At 58.8% G+C, this 21,465-nt stretch carries 18 protein-coding genes and 1 pseudogene; 7 read left to right on the top strand and 12 right to left on the bottom strand.

Translation table 11 applies throughout. The annotated features are described in order from the left end of the window. Nucleotides 1–51: 51 nt before the first annotated feature. Nucleotides 52–1,242 (bottom strand): homing endonuclease associated repeat-containing protein, encoded by a 1,191-nt coding sequence (locus BM337_RS20525; protein ID WP_143117673.1) that lies wholly within the window; start codon nucleotides 1,240–1,242, stop codon nucleotides 52–54. A gap of 42 nt (nucleotides 1,243–1,284) precedes the next feature. Between BM337_RS20525 and BM337_RS20530 the strand changes: the two genes are divergently transcribed. Continuing rightward, nucleotides 1,285–1,722 carry a hypothetical protein gene (locus tag BM337_RS20530; protein ID WP_143117674.1) on the top strand — a complete coding sequence of 146 codons (438 nt, stop codon included), beginning with the start codon at nucleotides 1,285–1,287 and terminating at the stop codon, nucleotides 1,720–1,722. Nucleotides 1,723–1,774: 52 nt separating this feature from the next. On the opposite strand, the gene BM337_RS08785 is transcribed toward BM337_RS20530, so the two are convergent. After that, nucleotides 1,775–2,596 carry an IS5 family transposase gene (locus tag BM337_RS08785; protein ID WP_089816047.1) on the bottom strand — a complete coding sequence of 274 codons (822 nt, stop codon included), beginning with the start codon at nucleotides 2,594–2,596 and terminating at the stop codon, nucleotides 1,775–1,777. A 4-nt stretch (nucleotides 2,597–2,600) separates the two neighbouring features. Further along, a complete protein-coding gene (locus tag BM337_RS20535) occupies nucleotides 2,601–3,032 on the bottom strand; it encodes a homing endonuclease associated repeat-containing protein (RefSeq protein ID WP_143117675.1) in 432 nt (143 codons plus the stop codon). A 112-nt stretch (nucleotides 3,033–3,144) separates the two neighbouring features. Between BM337_RS20535 and BM337_RS08790 the strand changes: the two are divergent. The 6 genes and pseudogenes from BM337_RS08790 to BM337_RS20540 all read left to right on the top strand — a co-directional run. Beyond that, a pseudogene (locus BM337_RS08790) lies at nucleotides 3,145–3,504 on the top strand (VirB4 family type IV secretion system protein); the annotation flags it as partial. Nucleotides 3,505–3,707: 203 nt separating this feature from the next. Then, the gene (locus BM337_RS08795; RefSeq protein ID WP_177227367.1) at nucleotides 3,708–10,103 is read left to right on the top strand and encodes a hypothetical protein; all 6,396 of its coding nucleotides are present in this window, start codon (nucleotides 3,708–3,710) and stop codon (nucleotides 10,101–10,103) included. Then, nucleotides 10,100–10,435: a DUF7957 family protein gene (locus tag BM337_RS21080; RefSeq protein ID WP_177227369.1), complete on the top strand. Its 336-nt coding sequence runs from the start codon at nucleotides 10,100–10,102 to the stop codon at nucleotides 10,433–10,435. The genes BM337_RS08795 and BM337_RS21080 overlap by 4 nt, the downstream gene beginning before the upstream one ends. Before the next feature lie 56 nt (nucleotides 10,436–10,491). Further along, nucleotides 10,492–10,848 carry a hypothetical protein gene (locus BM337_RS08800; protein WP_089816051.1) on the top strand — a complete coding sequence of 119 codons (357 nt, stop codon included), beginning with the start codon at nucleotides 10,492–10,494 and terminating at the stop codon, nucleotides 10,846–10,848. Nucleotides 10,849–11,007: 159 nt separating this feature from the next. Further along, entirely contained in the window at nucleotides 11,008–11,958 is a 951-nt protein-coding gene (locus BM337_RS08805; RefSeq protein ID WP_089816053.1) for a hypothetical protein, read from the top strand. Then, a complete protein-coding gene (locus BM337_RS20540; RefSeq protein ID WP_143117677.1) occupies nucleotides 11,955–12,476 on the top strand; it encodes a hypothetical protein in 522 nt (173 codons plus the stop codon). The genes BM337_RS08805 and BM337_RS20540 overlap by 4 nt, the downstream gene beginning before the upstream one ends. 120 nt (nucleotides 12,477–12,596) lie before the next feature. Here BM337_RS20540 and BM337_RS08810 read toward each other — a convergent pair whose 3' ends face one another. From BM337_RS08810 to BM337_RS08850, 9 genes are all read right to left on the bottom strand, one after another. After that, nucleotides 12,597–14,702 carry a type B DNA-directed DNA polymerase gene (locus BM337_RS08810; protein WP_089816055.1) on the bottom strand — a complete coding sequence of 702 codons (2,106 nt, stop codon included), beginning with the start codon at nucleotides 14,700–14,702 and terminating at the stop codon, nucleotides 12,597–12,599. Nucleotides 14,703–15,395: 693 nt separating this feature from the next. Next, nucleotides 15,396–16,184, bottom strand: a complete 789-nt coding sequence (locus tag BM337_RS08815; RefSeq protein WP_089816057.1) for an FxLYD domain-containing protein — start codon at nucleotides 16,182–16,184, stop codon at nucleotides 15,396–15,398. Nucleotides 16,185–16,515: 331 nt separating this feature from the next. Continuing rightward, nucleotides 16,516–17,445 carry a transcription initiation factor IIB gene (locus tag BM337_RS08820; RefSeq protein ID WP_089816059.1) on the bottom strand — a complete coding sequence of 310 codons (930 nt, stop codon included), beginning with the start codon at nucleotides 17,443–17,445 and terminating at the stop codon, nucleotides 16,516–16,518. Between the two features lie 118 nt (nucleotides 17,446–17,563). Further along, the gene (locus BM337_RS08825; protein WP_089816061.1) at nucleotides 17,564–18,022 is read right to left on the bottom strand and encodes an SWIM zinc finger family protein; all 459 of its coding nucleotides are present in this window, start codon (nucleotides 18,020–18,022) and stop codon (nucleotides 17,564–17,566) included. Nucleotides 18,023–18,410: 388 nt separating this feature from the next. Beyond that, nucleotides 18,411–19,757: an RNA-guided endonuclease InsQ/TnpB family protein gene (locus tag BM337_RS08830; RefSeq protein ID WP_089816063.1), complete on the bottom strand. Its 1,347-nt coding sequence runs from the start codon at nucleotides 19,755–19,757 to the stop codon at nucleotides 18,411–18,413. A gap of 136 nt (nucleotides 19,758–19,893) precedes the next feature. Next, nucleotides 19,894–20,139, bottom strand: coding sequence for a hypothetical protein (locus tag BM337_RS08835; RefSeq protein ID WP_089816065.1), 246 nt, complete (start codon nucleotides 20,137–20,139; stop codon nucleotides 19,894–19,896). 3 nt (nucleotides 20,140–20,142) lie between these two features. Then, on the bottom strand, nucleotides 20,143–20,640 hold the full coding sequence (locus BM337_RS08840) for a DUF7342 family protein (protein WP_089816067.1): 498 nt from the start codon (nucleotides 20,638–20,640) through the stop codon (nucleotides 20,143–20,145). A gap of 47 nt (nucleotides 20,641–20,687) precedes the next feature. Continuing rightward, nucleotides 20,688–20,954, bottom strand: a complete 267-nt coding sequence (locus tag BM337_RS08845) for a hypothetical protein (protein WP_089816069.1) — start codon at nucleotides 20,952–20,954, stop codon at nucleotides 20,688–20,690. A gap of 138 nt (nucleotides 20,955–21,092) precedes the next feature. Further along, a complete protein-coding gene (locus BM337_RS08850) occupies nucleotides 21,093–21,449 on the bottom strand; it encodes a MarR family transcriptional regulator (RefSeq protein ID WP_089816071.1) in 357 nt (118 codons plus the stop codon). Nucleotides 21,450–21,465: the final 16 nt, after the last annotated feature.

Below are 21,465 nucleotides of genomic sequence, written 5' to 3' on the forward strand. Positions count from 1 at the left end.
TCAGTGAGGCAATAAATGCTGGGTCGAATGAAGATTAAATATGGCTTGTATTTAATCAGAATTGAGACTTCGACTGGGCTGTAAGACATTCGGCGGCAATCCAGGAACGTGATATTCTATTGTTTTGTGGCAGTCGGCACAAACAGTTAGAAGGTTGCGATCGGCATTGAACACAGCTGGATTTGTCGACTCTCTGGCGCCGCAGATATGATGGACATGAAGTCGCGTGTCGTTCTTTTCTAGATGCTCAGACTGCGTGACTCCACAGATAACACAAATATGCCCATTACGGTTACGTACTCGCTTACGACGCTTTTTCGTCCAGCCAATTCCGTAAATCGGATGATCAGTAAGGCGTCGTGTCTCGCTCGGAGAAAAACCGGTTGCCGCGAGTGCTTTGCGCCAACCTCCGAACTCTTGTTGATAAGGACGACGCGAAAATTCACCATGAGCATCCATCTCGGCGACAGTGGGAGCTTTACCCAAGTCTGCTGCAAGTCTTGTGAGCTCGTCCAGCAATTCTGTTCGGGGAATTGCCAGACGGTGGTTCCGATCGAGTTCTGCTGCTTGAATTGCGTTATTCCATGTTCCAAATACCCGTTGATATGCTCCTAAGGAAAATTGACCATGTTCCCTGTTTTGGCAGACAGTAGGTGGTTTTCCCAGATTTTCCTTCAATCTGTGTAGTTCATCAATCAACTCTTCCTCCTCAATACCACTCCGGTTGTGGACGTCAAATCCAGCGGCCTTCAAGGCATTATTCCAAGAACCGAATGTGCGCTCAAACGTTGCGGTACCATATCGTCCTTCTTTTGCTGCATCAGTGATCGTAGGTGCGTGGCCGAGAGTGTCGTTTAATCGATTTAATTCTTGAATTAGCTCTTCCTTGTCTACATTGCAGTGGCGATTTGGCTCAAGACCGACGGTTTTGAGAGCCTCGTTCCACCCCTTGAACTGGCCATAATATGTACCCGCTGAATAGCGAGAGCATGCGTCGAATTCCTCCCTTGTTGGGGTCTTGCCGAGGTCTTCAGCGACCCGTTTGAGTTCTGTCAGTAGTTGTTCCTTCGATATCGAACCAGGCCGATTTGGAGTCAATCCAATCTCTTGAAGGGCGTCGTTCCAGCATCCGAAACGTCGGATATATACAATTGAGCGGCTCTGTTGAAATCCTATTTGTTCTACACCTTTTCCGCTGAAACAGCCGTTAGTTAGAACTGCGAATTGATTAGCAACTTTCACTCAAATTAAAAAACTTATGCTTCCCTGTGTGACGTATTGCATATGGAGCGTTCATTCTCGCGTCGCCAAATCCTATCCACTATCGGTATAACAGGACTGGTCAGCCTGTCAGGATGTAGCGCGTTGTCTGGAACACGAACTGAACTGGCTGGTGTACAAGTCTTGAATCCGTATTATGGGACCGTAGATGTTGACCTCCGGATTGAGCAAGCTGACGAGATGGTCATAGAGGAAACCCTATCGGTCGTTCAAGAGGACGGTGCGGAAACAGTCGCTTGTTCGTGGGACCGCGACGGTGAAGAGCCAGTTATCGAAGCACGCCATGCAAACGACGGTGACTGGCAACAATTTGATCTCGCCGAAACCGACGAAGAGACAGTCCTTATCCAAGCCATCGTTCGACCTGAAGCTGGTGTGAGCTTCATTGTGACCGGTGAGGACGATGACTACTTTGTCGATGTGTGTGCTCAGGAAGAGTAGTTAGATAGAATATCTTAGACCAAGCGTTACGTCTATCACCTACATCTAACGTTCAGAGTGCCTTGTCGATGTTGTGAGTGAGACAGCCGACAACGAGTTCACGAAACTGCTTCCACCAGCGTCGTGAGCGAACGAATGCGCCATATTTCCGTTTAATGCGAGAATTTACCGTCTCGTTCTGACTACGTTGCCCGTAGAGGTCGGCGTCCAACCGGGAGTTCCAAGCCCTGTGGAGCGCGGAAAATTCTCGATGTTTGATGACCGGACGAACTCCATCTTCACGGGCTAACGCGCGAATCTTGTGGTCGTCGTATCCCTTGTCACCGAGGAGAATCGCTACTTCGTCGGTATTCCGCTTGATGAGCGACGGTGCGATTTGCGAGTCGTGTTTTCGTGTCGTCGTCACGTGTAAGTCGATAATCGCGTTCGACTTCGTGTCTACGAGAAGCGTGACTTTCAACTGCTGAATCGTCAACTTCGTTCGCTTCGTGTAGTGCTTTGAGGCGTGACTGCAGTCGAAGCCGGAGGCATCGATTCCGACGACACCGTTGGTCGGGAGAAGCGTGACTGAGAGATTAAGAAGAACACGCCATACAGCCATATCGAGTCGGTTGAACGCCTTACACAGCGTTGAGGGAGACGGGAGTTCATCAAGTTCAATTGCTCTCCGAATCCGGGGCATCTCGATAAGTTCGTCGAGAAGAGTCCGGTACGTCGTATTCTTCCGAACCTTGAGACAGAGGAGGACGATGTGTTGATGAAGTGTGTATCGCCGTTTCGAGAACTTCGAGGAGTAACGAGCGACAGCTCGCCGAGCCAAGTGCATCGTTTGCTCAACGAACCGGAGTAACCGTGACTTCGGGAGGGCTTCCATCCGGTTAGACTACCGGGCGAACCTGTAACTCTCTGAGGGTTTCAATAGAGCCAATTGAGCTAAACTCTCCACGTTCATCCATATCCTTCTGCCTGGGAGTGCGATCAATTTCATCCGCCAATTCTTGAAGGACTGAGAGCAGCTCCTCTTTCTCAATATTCGTCCTTTGAGCAGGTGTTATTCCGGCTGCAACCAGTCCCTTGTTCCATGACCCAAAAACTGAGGCAACAGTTGATTTGGAAGCCCAGTTACATTGCTCCATATCACAGCGTTTTGGGATTCGCTCTAGCCCTTCGCAAAGATTCTGAAGGCGACAAATGAGTGCTTCCTCCTTCTCACTGTCTGAGTGGGAGAGACCGAAATGTCCTCCACGACTGCGCGGAGTAGAAAATTCACCACCACAAACAGGGCACTCATATGTTTCTGCATCAGTCATTTTTCTCCCCTCGGCCGGTTAGTCCGAATTCACATGGTTTGTTGTCCATTTGTCATCACGCACTGCTTCCGTGATGACATAAAAACATCAGCGGCGATGGCTGGAGCACTCCATCACCCAAACCGTCGACGAGTTCTTCGAACACGCCGAATCCGAAGCCATCCTCGACCAGTGTGCCATCAAGCAGTTCCACCGCCTCGACGGGATGGACGAGACGTGGGCCGACGAGTTCGGCCTGAACTACGCACAGATGCGATTCGTCCAGAATGCCGTCCCCGGGAACGACCGCGCTGGTTACTCCGAGGCGCTCGTCGGCGTCGACGGCGAGTGGCGCGGTATCGAAATCAGTGCGTTACCGACCGAGAAAGAGGTTATCGACTACGAACCTGGCTCCCACGGTGGTGGCTCTACCAACGACGAATCGTTCACGACACCTACAGATCGGTTGCGAAACGATGGTGGGCATACGTAGTTGTCATCACCGAAACACGTCCTGAAATCTGGTGGATTAGAATCTCTAAACTAGCTTCAATCCGACCTCTCGATATAGCTCAGTCGGAGTCAAGAATCAGAACGAACATGTAAATCCGCACTCCCACATAACTGTTCCGCCTTCACTAATCGTAACGCTCCGAACAGTTAAATAATGGCCACCTGGGCGTAACTTCAGCAACCATGGGTGGGCAATCGCGGAAGGTGGTAGCAGTAGCGCTTTCGATACTCGTCCTGACGGCGACGGTGGCCGGACCGGCCGTCGGGTCGTTACAGACCCAGACCGGGACGGTTTCGGCAGGCAACGCACCGACGATAGACGAGAGTCTCTCGCCGTTCGAGCAGAAACAGCGCGCGCTGGAACTGACACGCGATCTGGACCCGCAGCCGGGGATCCAGGAAGAATCGGCCGAGCGTGCGCAAAAGTACCTCCGGAACAGCAGTGCGAGTTACGAGTATCACGACCCCGTCCGGGTGAAAGACCCGATGACGTTCGAGCGGGACGCGAAAGTCGTCCGTAATCTCGCGAAGTTCGAGGGAACGAGTTCGGCCGACACCGCGCACCGGTCCGCGAGGCTCGTCGTCTCGGCCGACGACGAGTCCGCCGAACAGGCGATCGAGGACGCTCGGCGGGCCTACGAGGCGCGCAAGGACACGATGTCGAAGGGCGAGCGCCAGAGTACCAAGGCGCACATCAGGAACGCCGAACGCGCCCTCGAAAAGTCCCGCGAGGCCCAGGAACGCGCGTCACAGGGATCCCAGCGGTCGCTTTCGTTCGCCGGAATCTCTCTCGACAGCACACTCTCGACGCTCTCCGTGCAGCAAGCTCCGAAGGGCAAGAAGGGTGGCAAGAACCCGGGGAAGGCGAAGGGCAAGCAGAAGGGGAACAAAAAGGGCAACGGCAAGGACAAGACCGGCAAGCAGAACGACAAAGCCGAGAAGAAGAACGGGAACGGCGAGAAGAAGGGGAAGGCCAAGGGCAAGCAGAAAGGGAAAGACAAGCAGAAAGGCACGGACAGGCAGAACGGTAACGGCAAGGCCAAAGGGAAAGACAAGCAGAAAGGCACGGACAGGCAGAACGGTAACGGCAAGGCCAAAGGGAAAGACAAGGGTGGCCCAGCGGCACCGCCCGAGTCCGAGACGACGCCGAGTCCCACGCCCACTGCGACTGCGACGAGTACGTCATCCGCGACGGAAGTGACCGAGACGAGAACAGAAGCGACCGCGACGGCTACTACAACCCCTACGCCTACCGCGACCGAGCCGGCTGAAACGGCGACCCAGACCGCGACGCCGACTGCGACGGAGACGCCACAGACTCGGGTCCGCGGAAAGAAAGCCTTCAGGCACCGGGCCAACGCGCTCGTCAAACTGAAGATCGCCCTGAAGCAGGCGAATCTGGCGCTCGAACGGATCGACGGGGCCAGTAAACCACGAGTCACTATCGAGTCGTCCATCGATCCGGTGTGGCAGGACGGCCAGCCCGACACGTACTACCTGACTGGCAACTACACCGACGTCGTCGTCGGCGACCCGGAACCCGTCACGGTCACCATCGGCAACCGGAGTCGGACCGTTGAGGTAGTTTCGGCCTCGGACTCGCCGATGGCCAACCAGACGTTCCTCGTCGAGGTCGACCGGACCGAACGGGTCACCGAAATCGAGGTGCGCGCACCCGACGGCGAGAACGACCTGAACGGGACCGAATCGCTCGCGCTCGACGGCGACGGATTGCCCGAACACGTCGAGCGGGAGGTGGGGTCAGATCCACTCGACCCTGACAGCGACGTCCGTGAACTCAACGGCGACCAGGCAGAGGACGGCGTCCACGACGGCGCGGCGCTCGCCCGGAGCGACGAATTAGGCGCTATTGTGGAAAACGGAACGTTCCTGAAGCCCACGCCGATCGTTCTGGGCAACGACACCGACGGTGACGGGATCGCGGATTCGCGGGAGCGGGCGCTCGGACTCAACGCCTCGAACAACGACACCGACGGTGACGGTATCTCTGACCGCTACGAGACCAACGGCGGTGCACACATCGATTCCGACGAAAACGGTGTCCTCGATGCACGTGACACCGACGCAGACGGCGACGGCGTGATCGACGCCTGGGAGTGGCGCGACGACGTCGACGACGATCTGGCGCCCGGCTACCGCGACCTGGACGACGACGGTGACGGTATCCCGACCGCCATCGAGAAGGCGAACGTCTCCGCCGACGCCTACGACGTCGACTTCGACGGCGTCTGGAACTGGCGGGACACGGACGCTGACGGTGACGGCATATCCGACGGCGAGGAGGGACTCGTCGACCACGACGGCGACGGCGTCCCGGCGTACCTCGACAACGACGCCGACAACGACGGGCTGCCCGACCCGTACGAACGGAACGTCACGCAGACCGATCCCGAGGCCGTCGACAGCGACTCGGCCCGAACCGGTGTGAACGAGGCCGACGACAACGTCACCGACGGGAACGAGGACTTCGACGACGACGGACTCGTCGCCTTCAACGAGTACCGGTTTGGAACGGACCCCTTCGAGAGCGATTCTGATGGGGACGGACTCAACGACGCCTTCGAGGTACGACTCCAGGGGCTCGATCCGCTCGACGCCGATTCGGACGGCGACGGCGTGACCGACGGCGCGGAGGACCCCGACAACGATACCCTCTCGAACGAACGCGAAGCGTCACTCGGGACGCATCCTCTTCACAACGACACGGATGCGGACGGGCTTCCAGACGGCACAGAAGTCGACCAGTACGGGACGAACGCGACGGATCCCGACACCGACGGCGACGGACTCTCCGACAGCGACGAACTCGCGGTCGGCACCGATCCGCTGGTCGCCGACACGGACGGCGACGGCGTCCGCGACGGCAACGAGACCTTCGAGACGACCGCGTCCGAGGAATCGACGGGCGTGTCGGTGACGGTCGCCGGCGAGGGCAATCTGGCGAAGAACGTCACGATATCGCCGACGCCCGAATATCACAACGGCACGGCGGCGAGCGCCGGCCCGACGGTCTACGTCGACGCTCGAAGCGATTCGGCCAACGGGACGATATCGCTCCCCGTCGCGGCGGACGCCGACGGCGAGAACGTCACCGTGTTCGCGCGCTCGGCCGACGCGAACGGAACCTGGAAAGCGGTCGAGACGACGGTCAACGAGAGTGCGGGTACCGCGACGGCGACGCTCGACTCGAACGCCTTCGTCACGGTGTTGAACGAGTCGGCCTGGAACGCCGGCACCAGCGAACCCGAGTTACCCGCGACGGACACCACCGCCAGCAACGTCACGTGCGGCGAGACGTGTGAACTCGGCGGTGGCTCGCTCGTCATCGGTGACGTCGGATCTACCACTCGGGGTGCGTCCGTCTCGAAGTCCGGATTCGGAGCAGGCTCTGGCGGCGTGTCGATCATGGGCGGACACCACCACCGTCAGGACCACGATTGTGACGGCATTCCCAACTACAGGGACAACGACATCGACCCCAGCCAGTGTGACGACGAGTCAGACGACGACTCGGACGGTTCTGGTGACGACTCGGACGATTCAGACGACGGTGGTTCGATTGGAACTCCCGGCGGGAATATGGACGATGACGGTGACGGCGTCCAGAACATGGACGACAACTGCGTGGCGGACCCGAATCCGGGACAGCAGGATCTTGATCTCGATGGACGAGGAGACGAGTGTGACGACGACATCGACGGCGACGGATTAGACAACGACGAAGATCCCGATCCGAGAGATCCGGACAACCCCTCCATGACAGACGAGGACGGGTTGGACGAAGACGAGGAGCAACAGTACGGAACGGACCCGACAGAACCCGACACCGACGGTGACGGACTCGATGACGGCGACGAGGTCTCGGGTGAGACGGACCCGCTCGACGCCGACACGGACGACGACGGCGTCGAGGACGGCGAAGACGGCTGTCCGACCACTAAAGGCGCCGCAGACAACGGCTGTCCCGTCGAGGGCGCGGGCATCGTCACGACGTCGTTCGACGAGGCCGAGCGCCTCGTCGCCGACCTGGCCTACGAAGCCGAGTCCTACGGGTACTACTCCGACGTCGAACTCACGATCAGCGGCGAGGGGTCGAGCGAGACCATCCAGCTCGGGAGCACGGCCGGTCGGACCACCACCGAGCGCATCGACGTCTCCGAGTACGCCGGCGAGACGGTCACGTTCCGCTTCGAGACGCGCGGGGCGCGGGCGTCCATCGACTCCTTCGACGTCCAGGCCGACGCGGACGGCGACGGCATCTGGAACCACGTCGAAGACCAGACCTGGTACCACCCCAAGACCGGGAACCGATTCACGACCGACGCCTACAGCGTCGACTCCGACGGCGACGGCCTCGACGACGACGAAGAGGTCCGCTTCGCTAAGCGCGGCGGCTCGTGGGAGATCGTCGACTCCACGTCGGACCCCTCCAGGGTCGACTCCGACGGTGACGGGCTGACGGACCGCGAGGAAATCGGTGAGCGCGAGATTCGCATCATCGACAGCAAGCGCGACGCCAAGCAGTTCATGGCCGCACTGGGTCAGGGTGGCGACACGTCCGCGTACGTCAGTTCCCCCGACGTCACGTCGGACCCGACCCGCGCGCATTCGGACCGCGACGGCCTCGACGACGCGACCGAGCGCGACCTCGGCACCGACCCGGAGAGAGAGGACACTGACACCGACGGCGTGGACGACGGCCGCGAGATGCAGATCGGCGAGGACCCGACGGTCCACGACTACCGCCCGCCGTCGCTGAACGTCCGCTACTCGTCCGTCTCCAGTTCACAGGGGAGCGCGAAGACGTTCTACAGAGTCGGCTTCGACGCGCAGGACTACTTCGGTCTCGCCCGCGTCGCGGTCAAACACAACGACAAGGTCAAGTTCGAGCGCACGCCGGGCGACGACGACGGCCACTCGTACAACGTCGAGTACAAGACGTTCCTGGCGCAGTCGCTCATCGACGCGACGAAAGGGGCGGCGACGCGGGTCGTCCTGAAAGACGCCCACGGGAACCAGCGGACGAAGGTCGTCATGCAGCGCGACGTCGCGTTCGTCCAGATCGCCGAGCAGTTCGGCGCGCCGATGGATTCCTCGGGCGTCGCGTACAGTCTGGGCCTGCTCTCTGGCGTGAGCGTCGGCGCTGGTCAGACCGCGGGGACGGTCAAAGCACTCGTCTCGGATCCGGTGGGGTACGCCGAGTCGATGGCGAAAATCGTCGAGGTGGTCGAGCACCTCGACCAGCCTGGCCGGCTCATCGAGGCGATGGCCGACGGGTTCGAACAGCAACAACGGCTCGCGAATCCCTACGACTTCGACGACGAGCGCGAACTGTACGAAGAGTTCCGGACGAGCTACTACACGGGGATGGTCGCGTTCGAAGTGCTGAAAACAGCGGCCGGCGCCTCGGCGACCAAGGCAGCGAAGAGTAGCTCGAAGCTGTCGAAACTGACGGACAAACTCAGCACGCCGAAACTCCGCAAAGCCGGGAAGCTGTTGATGAAAGGTCAGGACAAGCTTCACGCGCCCGGCCGGTACGCGAAAACGCGGCTCGTGATGAAGCTGTCCGACAGCGCAGAACTCACGTCGAGTGCGGCGCGGCGGGTCATCGACAGTTCGACTCTCGGAAAGACGCTACACAAGAAGTACCTCTACAAGCGGCTGGACGTCGACACGAGCGACCTGAGCGAGGCAGAGCAAGCGGCGCTGAACGACTATCTCGACGAGACCGGTCGCGACGGCGTCTGGCTGGCGAACAAGTACGACGACGAGTTCCGCGAGATGCTCACGCCGACCTGTCGCGTCGGCTCACTCCGTGCAGGGGCAGTTGGTGGTAGCTCGCTCGGCTCAGACCGGTTCCACAGTGTGGGCGGACCGCAGGCAACGCTCAGCGCTGGCAGTTGTGACCCAGACATCGACGGTCTCGACGCAGATGGCGCCCGCCGGATTCGAGAGCTGCAGAATCGCGGCGTGCTCGACGACGATGACGTCCGTCAGTTGCTGCAGGTGATCGACGAGGGCGCTGATATCGAGAAAGATGATGTTCGGACGGCGCTGAAGCGCGTCGAGATGTTGGATAGCGACGGACATGAAGTACTCGACTTCCAGCGTACTACTAAACTCAATGATAACTTCAAGGGCAGGCCGCCACACGAAGAAGGGAGCATCGCTATCGACGCAGATATCCAAGGGAACAAAGAACTGTATCGGGTGCGTAGTGGAGATGCAGATATTGATGGAAGCTGGTTAGTTGAAGAATCAGTGCTCAAACGGGCCAATACAGACGAAGATCTAATCGATCGTATGGCACTATTACCGAATGACTGGGATGTTGAGTATACACATGTCTCTAAACTCGAAACTTCAAAGATTAGTCGTAATGGGAAGTTGCGAGTGAGCACCGTAGGTAAAATGAAATCTAAATCAACTGGCGCCAAACGAAAAGGTCAGGCCACTCAATATCAGATCCGTGGTGTTGACTCTGACGATCTAAATGGATGGGGTCCCCACGGAAAGCTATCGCAGTACGTCAAAATGCACTACGAATACGATTCATGACTCAGGTTAATTATTCGGGAAAAACCGTCTATATTGACGGCACTGAAATAGAGATGCCATCTGAAGTAGTAAATACTGCTTCCGTTGATGGTATCGTCCTCGTCCACTGCCACAACGGTGAACTAGAACCGAGAAATGTCGTTGCTCTCGATTCGGACGGGAACCGCTTGTGGAGGATTCAGCCCCTAAAAAAAGAGGGGGAGGAGAGCGCCAGACGAGTTAATCATTTGACTGTAGCAGACGACTTCGTTCAAGTTCGTGATGGGCATGGGGATCGGTATCGCGTAGACCTAGAAACTGGTGACGTCGAATTCATCGGCTGGAGTCGATAGCCAGATTGGTGGAAACTCACCCGAGTCTTCTTGTCGCTGATGCCGTGATCAATACTATGTCAGGACCGTACGCCGAGAATTCCATCGTTATGGACATCGAGACGGGCCAAGTAGAGCCCTGCTTGCAGTTCGAACCCGATGGCCTTCCTGGGGACCAGTGGCTCCATCGGCGAGTGGAGTTCGAAGTCGATCTCGACCATGCAGGAGTCATCGACCGGTATGCTCTCCCGGAAAGTAACGAGTACGAGGTCCGGATCGTTGAAGTTCCACCGGGAGAGGAGTTACGACTCGGAGATGTCGCCGCGCTGCATGGTCGATCCGGTGGTGGAGATCTCGTCGAAGTGCTAGGACGTGACTCCATCCCGAAGGAGTGGGTCAATAATGTGATATTGCTCAGCGACTACATTGAGTAGTAACCAGACCACTAGCTCTGAAATCCCTTCTAAGAATCTACTTCGTCCTTTAGGACCACGTCGCAAGTCAAGACGAAGGCCGCCAAGAGCAGTCAGAAGCTGTCGAAACTGACGGACAAGGTCAGCACGCCGAAACTCCGGAAAGCCGGGAAGCTGCTGATGAAGGGCCGGGACAAGCTGCACGCGCCTGGCCGGTACGCGACCACGAAGCTCGCCAACGGACTGGCGACGGGCGGCAAGATGACTGTCGACAGCGCGTACCGGATGATGGGCGCGTCGAAGACGCTCGGTAGTAAACTCAAAACCCGCGAATTCCTCAAGAAGACGGACGCCGACGTCGAAGACCTTTCGTCGACGGAACAACGGCGGTTGGGCCGGCTGACTGCGCGCGCTGATGGTGGTAGAGTAGACCTCGATGCAGACGTTGCGAAACTCGGGGCCAAACACGATCTCGATACACAGACCGTCGCCCGGCTCCAGAGACTCACGGATGCGGGCGAAATCGATAACGCGGCCCGCCAGCGTCTGGACGAGTTACTTGATGAGGGCGAGATGGACAGTGACGACGTGCAAATGTTCGCTCAGGCACTTGAACTGAAAGACCAGTCTGCCTATCTGGATTCTGATCTGGATGCAAACAACGTGCTGTCGGTCGGAAAGAAGGGTGACTTGAGCGAGGCGAGGGTGATCGTAAAAGTCGATAGTGATGTTCGGTGGATGGAAGAAGGTGATATTGACGGGGGATGGGAGCATATCGTGGCACGTCATATTGAGGGAGAACACGAGATGGGTGATACAGGGGGAAGTGGAATATTCCCGACAGGCGAGACTGTAAAAGGACAAGAAATGCCCGAAACTATGTCTAATAAAGATGTTAAAAGACTGGTATTCAATTCGTTAAAAGATGGGGATGCTAGTCCTCACGGCCAGAAAACGAAATATTACTTTGAGCCATCCACAAATGGTTATCCAAGCAGTGGCATTGATAGCATGCGGGTGCTAGTTTACCCAGACGGTTCAGTCGAAACAGCGTTCCCCCTCAGTGGCCCGAAAGTGATGCGATACGTTCCGGGCCTGAATGGTGGGAAAGGAGGATTCGTAAACCCATGACTGGTTCGTCGCCTTCAAAGAGCGCATCAATCTCCTTTCACATCGACAGAGAATATCAACGGTTGGTCGAAAAGAATCAAAGCCCTGATACATGGTTGGGAACTTCGATTAGGGTCGGAGATACATTTGTCGTTGGGGATGAAAAATCAGGACCAAAGGGGTCTGGATGCGGAGTCGTCCTACAATTGCTGGAGTCAGTGCGTTCCATCCTCGAAGGAGAGAGATATATAGTTGAGTTTGAGAATGGTCCATCTTGGGTAGTTATCGAGCCTCAGGCCAACGGATCGGTTCAAATCACCCGGAGTGTGACTTGGGAAGGAACCACGAACCCAGACAAAAGACTCGAGATCGATACATCTCGGATCGTTACTGCGCAAGCATGGATACAAGCCGTACGAAAGTCTGCTCAGCAGTTTCATGAAGCCATCATCGATGAGTTTCCTGAACTCGCTGATAGCGATGAGATGGAACAGGTTCGTACTGAGATTGATGTTGTTGACGGTTTGAGTAACGGATAGCGTCTCTGCCTGTAGATAAGCATCGAAATGAGATATTCAGTCGGTGAATTCAGATCCAATTACTCGCGGTTGAGCAAATGGTTTTGCGAAATTGACCTCCTTGGATGCGCAGTCAAGGGATTACGAATAGCTCGTCAACCGCGCGTTCTGTGTATCCCGGAGGTAACGTTTGATCCGATCCCGATCCCACTCCAATGGTGAGAGAACGCTCTCGGCCGCCCGAAAGAGTAGTTTGGCATAGAATTCCGGGTCGTAGTCGTCGGCCTCGAACTGGAGTCGGACTCGCTCGCGACTGCGCTTGTCGTCGTCGACGACGACGTAGTGTATGTCCTGTCCTGGCGAACGCTCCATCCCGTGGTCCTCGTAGCGCTGCAGGGCGGCGACGGTTCGGTTCTGTTGCTGGTACGCGTTCAGGGGTTTCGAAACGCGCGTCTGGATCGTTAGCTTCTCCGGGTCAACCGACCCGCTCCGGAGTTCGTTCAGATGGCGAGCCAGTCGGTCGGCGACTGGCTCTGGCTCGCGGTGCTCGTCAAGCGTATCTACGAGGTCACGCTGGACGTCGGCGACGTACTCCGGTGTCGAGCGCTGGCGCAACTCGATACCGCGGTACTTGTACTCGTCGCGTCCGGCGACCTTGCCGAAGTACTTGGTCAGGGCGCCACGCTGGCCGTCTTTGGTCGGGACGAAGCAGACCCACTCGAAGTCGTCCTCGTGTTCGAGGTCAATCTCCTGTTCCCGGGAGATGACGTCGGTGAGTTCGTCGAGCGGTGCGTGATCGTCCTCCCGTGGTGTCACCCAGAGGCTGTCGACGATGCCGTGGACGACAGTCCAGCCACCGGCTTCCAGGACTTCCTTCGCATCGAGGATGATCTCTCTCGCGAAGGCGTTGATGGACTCGTGGACCTCGATCCGGCCGAACTTCGAGTTGCTGAAGCCCTGGTAACCGAAGCAGGTGACGAGGATCCACTTCAGCGCGTCCACGCGGTGTTCCAGTCGCCGTGCCTCCTCGGGGTCGTCGGTCTCGCGTATCCGTTGCTTGAGTGCGGCCCGGTCGTCGATGATCGGTTGGAGGACCGACGGAACGAACCCAGGCTCGTCGCAGACACTGTACCCCAGCCACGGGACATCGTCGCCGTCGTGGCACGTGCACCGGACGGTCTCCGGGCTGAGGTTGTGAACACACATGATGTTCGGGTACAGCGACGCGAAGTCGATCTCCACGACGTTCTCGTGAAACCCGACGTCGGGCTCGAAGGTGAACCCGCCACGGTCGGCGTCGTGGAGCGTCCGCATTGGTTTGAATGACTCCGCCTCCCAGGCGCGCCACGGGACGAGGACGTCCCACTCGAAGGCCTGGCGAATCTGGATCGCGGTGAAGATGTTGCCGATCGACCCCCACGCCGTCTCCTGGAGTGGCTTCCACGAGCGCTCGACCAAGTCGAGCATCCCTGGAAGGCGTCCCTCGCCCCAGAGAAAGCTGTTCGACCAGTCGACGATCGTCCGGCCGGGGACGTCGTACCGCGCTGCGGAGTGGCCGACGCGCCCGTAACTCTCGAACGTGCTCTCCGAGGCCAGCTGTTGATAGCCCGGGAGACGGCCTAACTGGAGGTCGACGCCGTTGTCCCTGGCAGCGTCGGAAAGCAGTGGGACGAGGTCGGCCGTCGAGAGAACGAGCACGTCAGGGTCGTGTTCCTCGATCTGCTGTGCGACGCCTTCGAGGACGGCCACCGAATTCTCCCCGATAGGCTCACCATTGCAGGTCAGCTTTGAGAGGTCGCGATTCGCCAATGCACGGTCGGACAGTGAGAGGGACAGCAGTCGGAGTTCCTCACTCGGGACCGGGCACGTCTCTGTCTCCAGGCAGTAGCGAAACTTCGGGCTGATGTCGATATTGAACAGTCGATACGTCCCTGGCCCTCCCTGCTCGGGTTCGTGGATCGTCCGGATCTCCCGGGCCAGCGTGTCGATCTCTGACGGGCGCTCCACGTCGACACGGAGGACCGCCGCTGGTTCGTCCGCACGGAGAGAAGTGAGACGGGCTTCGAATGCCGTCCGGACGACTTTCAAGTCCGAGGTGAGACGGTCATCCAGCCAGCCAAGTTTGTCGTCAGTCGCTCCAACGTAGAGTGACGGGGCGTAGGATCCGTCTCGCTCGACGACGGCATCTTCCCCGTTGCGGGACCACATACGAACAACGTCATCTTCGATATCGACTGCGAACACCATAGCTGCGACTGACTGGAGTTTACAATGTTAATGCCAGCCAAGGGTGTAGAGTGGAAGTGAAAGTGTATTCTCCCGCTGTGGGCACGTAGAGTAAGTCTTCTCACACCCATCAACGATCCGTCAGAATGATTTTCTTACCGAGAGGAGAAGTGATGGTTCCGGAGAAGGCAGCGCTCGACGAAGAGGATGTACGGAAAGGCACCAGCCCTGATAGGTGATGGCCTCAGCGGCTGGACCTGTGTGGGGTGGAGTGGAAACGCCGGATGAATCACAAATGACGTCCGGCAATTGTACTGCGAGGGGACGTTGTAAAAGCTGCCTGCCCATTCAGTTAGGTTTGTAAGCAATGTTACCCGAAAACCACCAGTCGTTGAGTCCGACCCCGCAACTGGTGTCGACTGGCAGCCAATGGAAGCCTCGGGCCCTGCGGCGAAACGGCCCACGTGCCGGCGCTCTGTTTCCGGCATCCTCCTCTTCACGGCATACAACCAAGTGCCACCTTCCAAGGTGATTAGGCGGGCGTCCAGAGGGACTACCCACGTCAGCGAAGCAGATGTGACTGCCAGCGCAATCGATGATCCCCACCGTTGCCCAGGGTACCACTGCCAGTCTTCAGGGCTGGACTGGCGACTACACATCTACTGAGAGGATTATTAAACACTGCACCTAGTCAGTGTCGTTTGCCCTCTCTGACTAGGTTTCGAACCGAAGCGTGTAGCCGGTCACGGCGGGATCTTCGGGCGCGTAGTAGGCCAGGCCAACCTCGAAGCGCCAAGTATCATCCGCAGCAAATCTTGAAATGATGGTCGACCCGCTCCCGTAGAAATATTCGTCACCGTGAAAGGCTACCTGGGCAGTGAGGAAGTCGATGGGCCCACCGGTCGTGTTCGTCACCTCACCGACGACGGTCGGCCCTGAGTCCACGAGTTCCACCCCGTTGAGCACCAGACCAAGCTCCTCGGCCGTGGGAAATACCTCACCACGCGTCGTGTCCGTAATACTGACGTCGGCTGTTTCGACTTGCTCCGGGCTGGAGTGCGAGATGAACACTCGCCAGGTCTCGCCGGCAGGCAACCACCCAGTATTCGTCGACCGGTCGGCGATGATGGTTCCCTGACGATCCCGGAATGTTGCCCCGATTTCAACGAACGACCACGGCTGGTCGGTGTGGTTGGCGACTTCGACCCAGACGCCAGCCATGGTCGAAAATTCCTCGTCGATCTCGACGTAATCGGTGGCGACGATCTCGAGGCCGCTACCCGTGACAGAGCCAGTCTCCGTGTCAGTAGCGAGTCCATCGTCGGCAGGAGTCTCCGTAGGACACTCCTCGAGGCTGGTCTCGTTTCCGGTCGTATTCGTGGTGGCGTTGCCAGTCCCGTTCTCGGTTGGAAGTCCGCCGTCGAGCTGTTGATTGCCGGTGGCGTAGCCAGTGACGCCGGCGGCGCCAGTGGCGAGAACAGTGAGGTAATCACGGCGTTGCATGCAGGATCTGACACGCGGTCCGCGTGTAGGCCCATCGCCCACCTAGTCGTTACATGTATGTCAGGTTTGCTCACTGGGCATATCTCGACGTCAATTGCTGATGGTTGCGAGAGGTGCGAGTGGAAACTTGTACAACTCTCTGCTATTCGAGCAACGATTCCAAAGTCTCCCGGACAATTACTCGATCTCGTACGTCGCGATCCCGTCGTGGCCACACGCCGAACACCGATCAGCACCGGGTTCGACTGCCGTTCCGCAATGCCTGCACTCCACCAGTGTTTCCCTATCGCTCCCGCTGAAATGCCGGACGAGTAACCAGAGTCCGAACATCCTATTTCCCCAGGAATGACCACAACGTGTCCCGGTGCTCACGCACCGTCGTCGGTGAGACGTCCGCCTCCTCGGCGAGTTCAAGCTGAATAACCTCAATCCCCTGCGTTGCCGCGGCGACGGCCACACAACTCGCTGCAAAGCCCGCGGGGTTGACGCCCGTCGCGAGACCTGCTTCCACCCCTTCTGTCGCGATTTCACGAGCACGCCGCTCTGTCCGGCAGGGCAGGTCGAACGCCGAGACGAGCCGCGGGATGTACTCCTGGGGCTGCTGTGGGGGGACAGGGAGGTCGAGTTCCCTGTTGAGGACCATGTACCCGTTGCTGACCTTCTCCCGTCCAACGGCAGCGACACTCGCGATCTCGTCTATGGTGCGCGGGACGTCGTTGATCCGACAGGCCGCGTAGACGCTACCCGCAGCGATCGATTCGATCGACCGTCCCATGAGGAGGTTGGCGTCCTGGGCCGTCCGGAACAGCGAACTCGCCTGTTCCTGGATGGATTTCGACAGGTCCAGTTGCGCAGTGAGTCGGTCGATCCCACCGAGTCCGTGTGCGAGGTTTCGTTCTCGCTTCGACCGGAACCTGGCGCGGTCGTGTTCCCGACGAAGCCTGGCGAGTTGCCGTCGCTTCTTGCCCGAGATTGCGTTCCCCCTGGCGTCGCGCTTGCGACCGATTTCCGTCGAGAGGCCCCGGTCGTGGCGCGTCACAGTACGGGGTCCGCCCGTCCGTCGCTTCTGTTCCTGGTCGCCTGGAAACGTCCGCGGCCCGCGCCTGTCGAGTCGGCATGCCTCGACGATCAGTCCGCAATCCTCGCAGCACTGCTCGCCGTCGATAGTGCGAAGGTCACCGTCGCAATCCGGACAGGCCGTCTCGTTCGTCTTGCCAGTCGATTCGTCGAAGCCACGTTCGTAGATGTCTCTCGAACTCATTCGTTATCGCGGGCACCTCTCTGCAGGCCCCGCACCCGTCAGGGGCCAGAAAAACACCCGCGGCGCAGTCGCGGTCTAACCGGGTCTGAATGATTCGCCAGTGAAGCGGAGATCGTCTTTATCGATCTCGTTCGTTCCGCGTCGGCATCGGCTGGTTGCCCGTCCGAACGCACTCCCAGCATGGGAAGTCGTCGGGGAGGAGGTCGCACTCGCAGTCGTCCGATTCTGGTGACTCGTTGAGCTGAATTTCAGCCTGCCCCGAATCATCGCGTTGTGGGCGTGTCCCACCATCAGCGAGCAACTGCACCTCGTTGGCGAGATCGAGGATTGGACGCCGTATCGCGACGGCGACTCTGTGCTTGCACGCGTTCTCGTAGTTCGCGTCAGCTGGACAGGTACAGTCCACCGGAAGTGCGTCCTCGATAGTGACGAGGTATTCGTGGTCGGCCGGAACGGCGTGACTGGCGTTGCGAACGCGGACGTCCGAGTCCAGCAGTTCGAACTCGAAGGCCTCGTACTGGGCGCGTTTGCGGACGCGGGTCGATACCGACAGTTCGTCGAGTGGCTGTGAAGTCATACGGAAATCCGCGAGGCCCGATTCGAGTGGCCCCGCACCCGTCAGGGGCCAGAAAAACACCTGCAGGAGCAGCGCAATCCGAGTCCTATTCGACGATGGCCGAGAGGGGAGGAGCTGCTACGGTGGGTTCGGCTGCTGCAAGTTCGAGACGTCGCCCGATTCGACTGCGTCCCGCCAGCACTGGAGGACGGCCAGCGTGACGAGCTGGACCTGTTCGACCTCGATGCAGGAGAGGACAGCGTCGTGGTCGGCTGCAGGCGGCTCGTGGAAGTGTTTCTCCGGACAGTCCGGCCGTGGATGGTAGTCGTAGCGGTAGTTGAACGCCTCACCCTCCGTATGACATCCTCCCCGTCCTGAACGACGAGGTTTCCTCTCGGATGTGGGAGTCTCAGCCTGTCTGAGTCTCCCCGGGGGCAACATTCCCGTCCCCGTGGACGGTACTCGGGTCTGTGCGCTGTTCTTTGGGACGGTGAGAGCGTGGTGGCTCCGACCAGGTGTGGTCGTCCCACTCGAACCGCACGGGCCGTGCCATCGGCCTGACTGCCTTGCTCGTGTGCCGCTTCAGGAACGTCTCTGATGCTGTAAGGTCGGCGTGCCCCTCGAACCCACATGGACAGGTGAGCGTGTCCCGATGCCGTGTCGTTCGGTCTGTCGAACCGCACTGGGGACACTCCTGGCTAGTCCAGGATTCCGACCGGACTTCTACTGTGATACCGTACTCTTCGGCGGTACAGGCCAGCCGCTCGGTGAATTGCTTGAACGCCCAGAAGTTGTGGGTCTTGGCGTTCGTCTCAACCGACCAGTGCGTCTCCAGTACGTCGGTCAAGCCGCCGATATACACTGTAGCGACGCCGTCCTCGTAGAGCCGTTCCAGTAGGTCACGGCACAACGCTTCTTGAGCGTGGTCGCGGCGACGGCTTCGCTTGCGGTACAGTCGCCGGATGCGTTTGCTACTGTATCTATCTTCTTCGAGTTTTGACTGCAATCGGGCGATTTCTCGTGTCGTCTCGCGAAAGCGGGTGAATAGGTCCCGGCCGTCGTACAGGAATTGCTGACCGGTTGTGGTGGTGCAGGCGACGAGGTTGTTTGCACCGATGTCTAGAGCGGCCGTCTCGTCGGCCAGTGGAGTGTCCCGGACGTCCTCAGAAACAGTCACGGGCTGTGAAGCTCGGACGGTGCTGTCAGTTTCGTCGTACCACAGGCCCAATCGACCCTGTTTTTCGTAGTCGGGCCAATTCGGGTCGCCAGCGATTTCGAGCCGGAGTCGTCCGGTGTGGTCGTACCGGTCTTTCAACTCGCTCCCGACCAGTATCTCGAGCCGAGAGCGCTCGCCCCATTCGACGGTATACGACGTGTTGCGAATGACGGTTTGGAGGGTTCGTCCGTCGTCCTCGTTCCCACGGAATCCCGGTGGTTCCGGGTGTTGCATGACCGACGTGTTCGACTCGTCGTGATACTGGTCTTTCAGACGGAAGAACCCGCGCCACGCTTCGCTGTTCTTGCGAATTACCTGTTGAGCCGTTGAGGCACCGAGAACGCCTTTGTACCGACCTTCGAGTCGGCCTGTATCGGCGTCCCAGACGTCGCCCTCGAACCCGTCTTCGTCGTTGTACCGCCTGAGGCGTGCGTAGTTGATCTCGTTCCAGAGAGCCGCAGAAGCGTCCAACAGGTCCACCAGCAGTTGCTCTCCACTTTCGGAGAGCGGGCGCACGGCAAACGTATTTGTTCGCTTCATCTGCCAACTGATGGGAGGAACGTTTGGAACGTAAATTCCACCCATCCGGAGTGAAAGTAAAACTGGTGATGGCCGGTGGAGACTCACGACTAGCAGTACTATGACGGTACCTCACAGGAGTGTACGCGATTCACACTCACCGTAAACGGTAGACCTCTCTCGCTATTGAAGGGTAGTGCGAATCCGTCCAGGTCACGTCGAACCGACCGGTCTCTGTTTGGATCCCCGCGTCCACGTGGAGATGCAGCGTCTCGGGATTGAGTTTGTTGTCGAAGCGGGTCTCGGTGACGAGTGGTTCGTGCCGTTGGGCTGTCCTCCGAACACCATCGAGAAGACGTCTGTCAGGACTCCCGACGTCGACTCGCTCCCAGTCGTCGACCATCGATTAGGCCTCGACAGTTCGGTGTGCCTCGCTCACCTGGAGTGCCGCCTTCGCAATCGCGAGGTTCTGCTTGGTCGAGCGCCACCGACCGACGTCGCCCCACCCAGGGTCTCCAGCCTCTAGTTCGAGGGCGAGCGTTTCTGGACTGTCGACGTCGTAGGTGTCGCGGTAGTCGTGGATCTCCTCCTTCATCTCCCGGATCCCCTGGATAAGTTCCTGCTGGGTCGTCGTCCGGCGAAGCTCCGCGATGCGCTCGTCGACGATCGTCCCCTCGTCGCGCTTGTACTTCGTCGTCCGACCGTCCTGCGTGGTGACGCCTCGCCCTTCCTCGACCAGTTCGTCGAGATACTTCCGCGTCGTCGGTTCGCTGGTCAGGGCCCGGTCGGCGATTTCACGGACCGTCTGGTACTCGGTCGTCTGTTCGAGAATCTCCTTGACGCGCTCCCGACTCGTCGTCGCCTCCTTCCACTGGGCTTTTGCCCGCTCGTTGACGTCGTCCATGTTCGTGTATTCGGCGCTGGTTCTAAAATATCTTTTCCAAGATAGCATTATTTTTCTTTGGAGGCGGTTTTCCTGCTGGTGTTCTGTTGCTGGCCTCCAGAGACGGGATCACAGCTATGCCGGATACGAGAGGATTCGCAGGATCCCCACGACCGAGGAACGTAGCCGTGTTCTTCGATCGAGTCGGCGTAGCCGCGAAGCAAGCCAACGAGAACGAGTTCCGGAACGTCGTCCGTGGCCTGGTCTCCGAGCCAGCATTCGAGTGACTGTGCAACCTGTTCGAACTGCTCGTCGTCGAGGTCGGTAGTTGCCATGAATACCTCGCAGGCGGCGAAAGGCAGCTAGCGCCTGCGCCCATCGCAGGCGCAAATAAACCTGCGAGCCACGTTCTACTGGTAGAGAAGCGTAGCGTCGGTCAGAGCTGGTCCAGGGGTTCGAGGTACGTCAGCAGCTCATCCGTCTACGCCGTCGACGACGGCGTGTTCCAACCACTCGTCCATGTCCTCTTCGCCGAACCGCTCGTTCGCAGTCCGGGTACTCTCGGCGAATCCAGCGTACGATGCGATGTCGTCCTCGCCAAGCGCCCAGTAATTCCCCTTGTGACGAACGAGGTCGCGGTCTTCGAGACGCGAGAGGACGACGCTGATACTGCCCTTCTTGACGCCCGTTCCCTCACAGATCTCGCTCTGGGTGAACGCCTGGTCCGGGTGCGAAGCGAGGAATCGCATGACTCGCTCGGCGTTTGTGGGACCGCTCTCGTGGAGTCGGTCCCCCGAGGTAGATTCGAAGGTGTCGATGTCGATGGGCATGTGTATTTCTTGTCGT

Source organism: Halomicrobium zhouii, from assembly GCF_900114435.1.
Classification (GTDB): Archaea; Halobacteriota; Halobacteria; order Halobacteriales; family Haloarculaceae; genus Halomicrobium; species Halomicrobium zhouii.